The 6,685-nt window shown below is 59.4% G+C and carries 7 protein-coding genes; 1 reads left to right on the top strand and 6 read right to left on the bottom strand.

The genetic code is table 11. The annotated features are described in order from the left end of the window. The 3 genes from ICL81_RS12200 to ICL81_RS09300 all read right to left on the bottom strand — a co-directional run. Positions 1 to 1,043 (bottom strand): choice-of-anchor Q domain-containing protein (locus tag ICL81_RS12200; RefSeq protein WP_188034608.1); only part of this gene is annotated, 1,043 nt, incomplete at its 3' end. A gap of 731 nt (positions 1,044 to 1,774) precedes the next feature. Then, the gene (locus tag ICL81_RS09305) at positions 1,775 to 2,251 is read right to left on the bottom strand and encodes a RidA family protein (RefSeq protein ID WP_188034607.1); all 477 of its coding nucleotides are present in this window, start codon (positions 2,249 to 2,251) and stop codon (positions 1,775 to 1,777) included. Further along, positions 2,248 to 2,424, bottom strand: a complete 177-nt coding sequence (locus ICL81_RS09300; RefSeq protein WP_353055485.1) for a DUF4177 domain-containing protein — start codon at positions 2,422 to 2,424, stop codon at positions 2,248 to 2,250. Before ICL81_RS09300 ends, ICL81_RS09305 begins: the two co-directional genes overlap by 4 nt. A gap of 86 nt (positions 2,425 to 2,510) precedes the next feature. Here ICL81_RS09300 and ICL81_RS09295 point away from each other — a divergent pair, with 86 nt between their 5' ends. Further along, positions 2,511 to 3,437: a metallophosphoesterase gene (locus ICL81_RS09295; RefSeq protein WP_188034606.1), complete on the top strand. Its 927-nt coding sequence runs from the start codon at positions 2,511 to 2,513 to the stop codon at positions 3,435 to 3,437. 178 nt (positions 3,438 to 3,615) lie between these two features. Here the strand turns inward: ICL81_RS09295 and ICL81_RS09290 are convergent, their stop codons facing one another. From ICL81_RS09290 to ICL81_RS09280, 3 genes are all read right to left on the bottom strand, one after another. Beyond that, positions 3,616 to 3,999, bottom strand: a complete 384-nt coding sequence (locus ICL81_RS09290) for a hypothetical protein (protein WP_188034605.1) — start codon at positions 3,997 to 3,999, stop codon at positions 3,616 to 3,618. 257 nt (positions 4,000 to 4,256) lie between these two features. Next, entirely contained in the window at positions 4,257 to 5,315 is a 1,059-nt protein-coding gene (locus ICL81_RS09285; RefSeq protein WP_188034604.1) for an aspartate-semialdehyde dehydrogenase, read from the bottom strand. A gap of 11 nt (positions 5,316 to 5,326) precedes the next feature. Then, a complete protein-coding gene (locus tag ICL81_RS09280) occupies positions 5,327 to 6,598 on the bottom strand; it encodes an aspartate kinase (protein ID WP_188023069.1) in 1,272 nt (423 codons plus the stop codon). Between the last annotated feature and the right edge of the window lie 87 nt (positions 6,599 to 6,685).

The raw sequence follows: 6,685 nt of genomic DNA, 5'->3' as shown, positions 1-6,685 counted from the left end.
AACGACACCGTCTGCGTCGTCGACGTGAACCCCGAACCAGCAACAGCAGTGCCATCAACCGTGGTCAACTCAACATCAAACGACGTATCACCAGGCTCCACCACCGTCACCGGGAACCGAGCATCAGAACCAGCCGCAACCTCACCAGCATCACCAACCGTGACCAACGCACGCTGCACCTCAACCGAACCAGCATCAGACAGCCCGGCACGAGCTCCCAGCACACCACGCTGATCCTCAACCGAACGCGCAGCCACACCAGCATCAAGCACCGGGGAACCGGCCAAAGGCACCCGAGCAAAACTCGCACCCAAACCGATATCAGCCAGATCACCCAGCAACAGGTCATCCACCGTCTTCGCACCCGCAAGCACAGACGACTCACCAGCGACCACATTGCCCTCACCAATGACAACAGCATCATTCCCCGATGTCACTGCAGGGGACCCAAGTCCATCAATCGCGGAATTACTGATTGAGACGTTCACGCCAAAGGTCGCGACGATCGAACCACGAGACGTGACATGATCAATCGCGAGGACGCTTGCATCAGCCCCATAGGTATTGTTCGAAATCGAGGAAGCACCAGGATTCGCCTCAAACGTGCTCTCAGACATACGAATGCCACCGGTATAGTCCGACTCAATGAAAAGCAGTGCGTTGGTGTTCGTGGACGACTGGTGACGTTCGACACTGTTATTCACAAACATGATCCCAGGGGTTTGACGCACTTCTCCCGGAGTCCAATACGCCCCGAGGTGGAGAGTCGCACCAGAATTCAGGTCACCTGTTGGCGCAGTGCTGAAGAACCTATTCCCGCTAATCACCATCGGATCGAATTCTGCCTGACCGGTAGGAACCATCGCGGACAGAAATTCAGCACCAAAGCCAGTACTTGAACCAGTAAACTCCACGACATTATCCACGAACTCAAACTTCTGAGAAGCCTCTACCCCCTGCTGGAACGAGCCGAACTTATCTACGCCTGTGAACGTGTTCCGTGCAATTTCCACGTTCCCTTGCAGGGTTGAATACTCAGACACGGGCATTCCAACCCCTTCAAACGTGCTGTCAATAACACGAAACGAATTCACTTCCGCTGGAAGGTATACCCCAGTAGTGCTGCTGTCACCGATGAATCGGCAATTCTGGAACGAAATGCCAACGGGGCCAGGCCGGGCACGTGACATGAACCCGGTGCTACCCATCAACTGATTTTGCAGGTTCAACGTTAAATTCTCGATCACGAGTGAACCCTGAAACTCAAGCAGGCCCGGATAGGCGTTTTCGTGCTTAAACGAATCCTGTTTTTCAGTAGACATACTGGCTCCGCTGCCTTCGCCCACGATCCGCACCGCATCTCTCACGTGAATGGGCGCTTTCGGGTGCAGTTCCAGTCCTTCAGAAATCACAATCGTGTCTTCACCCGGCGACGCATCCGCCTCACTCAGCGCCTCACGCAGCGTGCCAGGACCAGAATCCTCCGCTGACGTCACCCGCAACTCAGCAGCATGCGCAGGAGACACCCCCACTCCAAAAGCACTCAACAGAAGCGCAGCAGCAACCCCTGAAACAAAAACCTTCTTCACACCTTCTCCTTTGAAAGCTCACAGTCTCGCCTGAGAGTAACAAGATATGTCACCTCTCCATAAGAGGGAAAAGAAGCCCAGCCGTTGCTGCCGCATAACGACGATGGGGTGTGAACCGATCAGTTTCGGTTCACACCCCATCGAGTGTGGAGACGTTCGACTCAAGGCCGTTCGTCGGTAGCGTCTTAGCCTTCGACGCGGAAGATGAACTCAACCTCAACAGGAGCGTCGAGCGGCAGTACGGCAACGCCGACAGCCGAGCGAGCGTGGATGCCGCTGTCGCCGAAGACGCGGCCGAGGAAGACCGATGCGCCGTTTGCAACACCGGGCTGGCCGGTGAACTCAGGGTCCGAAGCTACGAAAGCGGTGACCTTGACGACCTGGGTGACCTTGTCGAGCGAGCCGACGAGGCCGCGAACTGCTGCAAGCGCATTGAGCGCGCAGAGCTGTGCAAGCTCTTCAGCCTGCTCAGCCGAAACCTGGCCTTCGCCGGTGCCGACCTTGCCAGTCGCGGGCAGCTTGCCCTCGACGAAGGGGAGCTGACCCGAGGTATAGACGTAGTCGCCCTCGCGCAGTGCGGGAACGTACGCTGCGACAGCTGCAGCTACCTCGGGGACCTCGAAACCAAGTTCGCGGATGCGGTCTTCAATGACAGAGCTCATGCGTTCTGTACCTTTCGCTTCATGTACGCGACGTTGCCGCCGGCGGGGCCATCGATGATCTGGACGAGTTCCCAACCTTGGGCTCCCCAGTTATTGAGAATCTGGGCCTCATTGTGCAGCAGCAGTGGCGTTACAAAGTATTCCCATCGCACGGGCGTTGACGTCTCGGTCACGGTGCTCCTTCTCATCATCATGCTGAGCGCGAGTGTACGCGCTCATGCTTCACTGGCGGTCAGTGAAGTCGCCTAGAGTTGATTCTATGACTTCTACGCGCAAGGTGGTGGGCGCGCTCGCCCTCGGAGTTGGACTGTACGCGACTGTTGTGGAGCGTCAGCTCTTCACGATCCGCCGAGAGACCCTGCCCGTGCTGCCCGCGGGTGCCGCTCCCCTGCGCGTGTTGCACCTCTCTGACCTGCATCTTGCTCCGTGGCAGACGCGCAAGATGAACTGGGTGCGCTCGCTCGCCGAACTGCGGCCAGATCTTGTCGTTCTCACGGGAGACATGATGGGTCACGAACAGGCGCGCGGATCGCTGATCTCGACCCTGCGTGCGTTTGCTGGCGTGCCAACGGTGTTCGTGCACGGCTCGAACGACTACTTCAAGCCGATCATGAAGAACCCGTTCAAGTATATTTTCTCGCCGAGCCAACACAGCAACCGCCCGTATGATCTCGACACCGATGCGCTCACGCGCGAGTTCGAGGAGCTCGGGTTCACGAACCTCAACAACGCGGCGACGCGGGTTACGCTGCGCGGGACGACGCTGGATCTGTTGGGTCTGAATGATCCGCACATTGAGCTCAACGATGTTGATGTGATGCGGGAGTCGCTGGCGGAGCTTGGTGCTGGCGATGCTGGCGCTGGCGAGCGTCCCGTGCGCATTGGTGTGGTGCATGCGCCGTACCAACGTGCGCTTGGTGACCTCCTGGACGATGGTGTGGATGCGATCTTTGCCGGCCACACGCACGGCGGCCAGGTGCGCGTGCCCGGCCTCGGTGCGCTCGCATCGAACTGCGATCTTCCCGTCGCGCAGGCCCGCGGACTCAGCGTCTGGTACGACGCACACCGCGCCGCGTTCCTCAACGTCAGCGCCGGACTCGGCAACTCGATCTACGCCCCCGTGCGCTTCGCGTGCCGCCCCGAGGCATCGATGATCACGCTCGAGGCAACCGACTCGGACAAGTAGTCGCCGACCAAGAGTGGGCGACTCGGCCTCAGCTGATCCGCCCACTCTTTTGTCATTTAGGCGCAGGTTCAGACAGGCACTCCGAGAGCTCGTGCCCGTCCTGCACTAGTGCGGCAGAGCGTTCCTCTTGGTTCTTACCAGGCGGCAATTCATACCTTTCGAGGCAGGCACGCAAAAGCTACGCCGCTTGTGATTGTTCAGCGACGAAGTCCTGCGTCTGCCACGCAACATCTGCGTCTTGGAATTCCTGTTCGTAACAGGCTTCTCCGCCTTCGTCCTCCGCCGCTTTCGGAATCAAGAACTGGTAGACCATTCCTTCTTCAGTGACGCCCTGGATCGGGTGTCCGATCTTAATCATGCAGGATTGGTAATTCTGAAATGCTGCCTCGTACTGTGCACGGGTAATCTCTTGCCTGCCCTTCTCGACGGCGGCTCTGTCAGCACGGCCCAGGGTGTCGCTCAGAAATAGAAGTACCAGCATTACGATGGCGCAGGCCAAGATGATCCACCATTTTGTGATTCGAGAGTGTGCGGAGTTTTCCTGCTGAACGCCTTTGCTCATACCTATGCTCCTCGTGAGGGACTGGATTCTGGGCGTTCAGGCTAACAAGCAATCGACATGCTCAGCATTGCATCTGCGTCACAAGGACGGCTGGATTCTCCCATCCCTGGTCTGCGGCCAAATTTGAGGAGTGAGCCCGTGAGTTTTGTGATGTGAAAGGGCACTCATTTTGGCTCATCATCCGCGTGCGGCTCTGTGAAAACACAAAAGGCGCGGCCTCCCTTTCGGGAGCCGCGCCTTTTGGCTAGCTGCGAGCGTTACGCTGCCAGCTTCTTCGCCGCGACGAGCTCTGCGATCTGCACAGCGTTGAGTGCTGCGCCCTTGCGGAGGTTGTCGTTCGAGATGAAGAGCACGAGACCCTTGCCAGCGGGTGCCGACTGGTCCTGACGAATGCGGCCGACGTACGAGGGGTCGTTGCCTGCAGCCTCGAGCGGGGTCGGGACGTCGCTGAGCTCAACGCCGGGAGCCGATGCGAGAATCTCGCGCGCCTCGTCGGGGGTGATGGTGTTTGCGAACTCTGCGTGGATCGACAGCGAGTGACCGGTGAAGACGGGAACGCGCACGCAGGTGCCGGCTACCAGGAGCTCGGGGAGCTCGAGGATCTTGCGGCTCTCGTTGCGGAGCTTCTTCTCTTCGTCGGTCTCGCCTTCGCCGTCGTCGACGATCGAGCCTGCGAGCGGCAGCACGTCGAACGCGATGGTCTTCGTGTAGACGTTGGGTGCCGGGAAATCGATTGCCGAGCCGTCGTGGACGAGCTTCGAGAGGTTGCCCGTCTCGACTGCTGCGGTGATCTGCCCCTCAAGCTCAGCTGCGCCTGCGAGACCCGATCCCGATACAGCCTGGAAGGTAGTCACGATGAGACGCTCAAGGCCAGCTGCGGTGTCGAGTGCCTTCATGACGGGCATTGCCGCCATAGTGGTGCAGTTCGGGTTCGCGATGATGCCGCGGACTGCCTCGTCGATTGCGTGCGGATTGACTTCGCTGACCACGAGAGGAACCTCGGGGTCGAGGCGCCATGCGCTCGAGTTGTCGATGACGGTCGCGCCTGCTGCTGCGAAGTCGGGGGCGTACTTCTTCGAAGCTGCGCCGCCTGCCGAGAACAGTACGATGTCGAGGCCGCTCTTGTCTGCGGTGTCGATGTCTTCTACGACGATCTCTTCACCACGGAACGTGAGGGTCTTGCCAGCCGAGCGTGCGCTTGCAAAGAAGCGGATCTTGCCGACGGGGAATTCGCGCTGCTCGAGGAGCGTGCGAATGACGGCGCCGACCTGGCCGGTTGCGCCAGCAACGCCTACGGAAACAGTGTTTTCAGCCACGTTGTGCTCCTTTATCGGCCAGTACCGGCGTACACGGTTGCTTCGTCTTCTGCGTCGAGACCAAATGCGGTGTGCAGTACGCGGACTGCCTCTTCCATACGGTCTGCGCGGGTAACCACCGAGATGCGGATCTCAGAGGTCGAAATCATCTCGATGTTGATGCCTGCGTCGAACAGTGCGCGGAAGAGCTGTGCCGAAACACCGGTGCTCGTACGCATACCTGCACCGACAACGGCGATCTTTGCGATCTGGTCGTCCATGAGGAGACGGGTGAAGCCGAGCTCTTCGCGCTCTGCCTCGAGTGCTGCGAGCACCCGCTCACCGTCAGCGACGGGGATGGTGAAGGAGATATCGGTGCGACCCTCTTCCGAGATGTTCTGCACGATGATGTCGATGTTCGCGTCGGTCTTTGCGACGACCTCGAAGATCTGAGCGGCTTTCCCAGGGACATCGGGGACGCCGCCAACGGTGATCTTCGCTTCGCTCTTCTCAGCTGCGATACCTGTGATGACTGACTCTTCCACCTGGACTCCCTTCGGGTGACCCTTTGCGGGGTCGTAAACAATGGTGCCCTCTTCGCCACTGAAGGACGAGCGGACGTGCAGGACTACGCCGTGCCTGCGTGCGTATTCAACAGCGCGGAGGTGCAGGACCTTTGCGCCAGATGCGGCGAGTTCGAGCATCTCTTCCGCAGTGATCGAGTCGATCTTGCGCGCGAGAGGAACCATGCGCGGATCGGTCGTGAAGACACCGTCAACGTCGGTGTAGATTTCACACACGTCAGCGTTCAGCGCTGCGGCGAGGGCGACTGCGGTGGTGTCGGATCCGCCGCGACCGAGCGTGGTGATGTCACGCGAGTCACGGTTGAAGCCCTGGAAACCAGCGACGATTGCGACCGCGCCCTTGTCGAGTGCTTCACGCACGCGACCCGGGGTGACATCAACGATCTTTGCCGAGCCGTGATCAGCGGTCGTGATCATGCCTGCCTGGCTGCCGGTGAACGAGAAGGCGTCGACGTCCATGCCCTTAATGGTCATAGCGAGCAACGCCATCGAAATTCGCTCGCCTGCGGTGAGCAGCATGTCCAGCTCGCGGGGAGCTGGGTTAGCGGTGCACTCAGATGCGAGGTCGAGCAGCTCGTCGGTCGAATCTCCCATTGCGCTCACAACAACAACAACTTCGTTGCCTGCTTCGTGAGTTTCTACAATGCGCCGCGCAACTCGCTGAATGCTCTCTGCGTCGGCAACCGATGAACCCCCGAACTTCTGCACGATCAAAGCCACGTGGGGTCCTCTCCTTAGGGTCTATACCGCCTCACAGTCTACAACGAGCGGCATGCTTCTCTCGTCTGCGACCTGTAAGAATGGCGT

The sequence above is a fragment of the Leucobacter sp. cx-328 genome (genome assembly GCF_014530035.1).
GTDB lineage: Bacteria > Actinomycetota > Actinomycetes > Actinomycetales > Microbacteriaceae > Leucobacter.
The sequence above is the reverse complement of the archived record's forward strand: the minus strand, read 5'-3'. Positions and strand labels throughout refer to the sequence as shown.

What these genes read in the sequence shown, in the direction of transcription:
- ICL81_RS09295 (WP_188034606.1), top strand. Translation starts at nt 2,511, where the DNA reads ATGACTTCTACGCGCAAGGTGGTGGGCGCGCTCGCCCTCGGAGTTGGA.
- ICL81_RS09290 (WP_188034605.1), bottom strand. Translation starts at nt 3,999, where the DNA reads ATGAGCAAAGGCGTTCAGCAGGAAAACTCCGCACACTCTCGAATCACA.
- ICL81_RS09305 (WP_188034607.1), bottom strand. Translation starts at nt 2,251, where the DNA reads ATGAGCTCTGTCATTGAAGACCGCATCCGCGAACTTGGTTTCGAGGTC.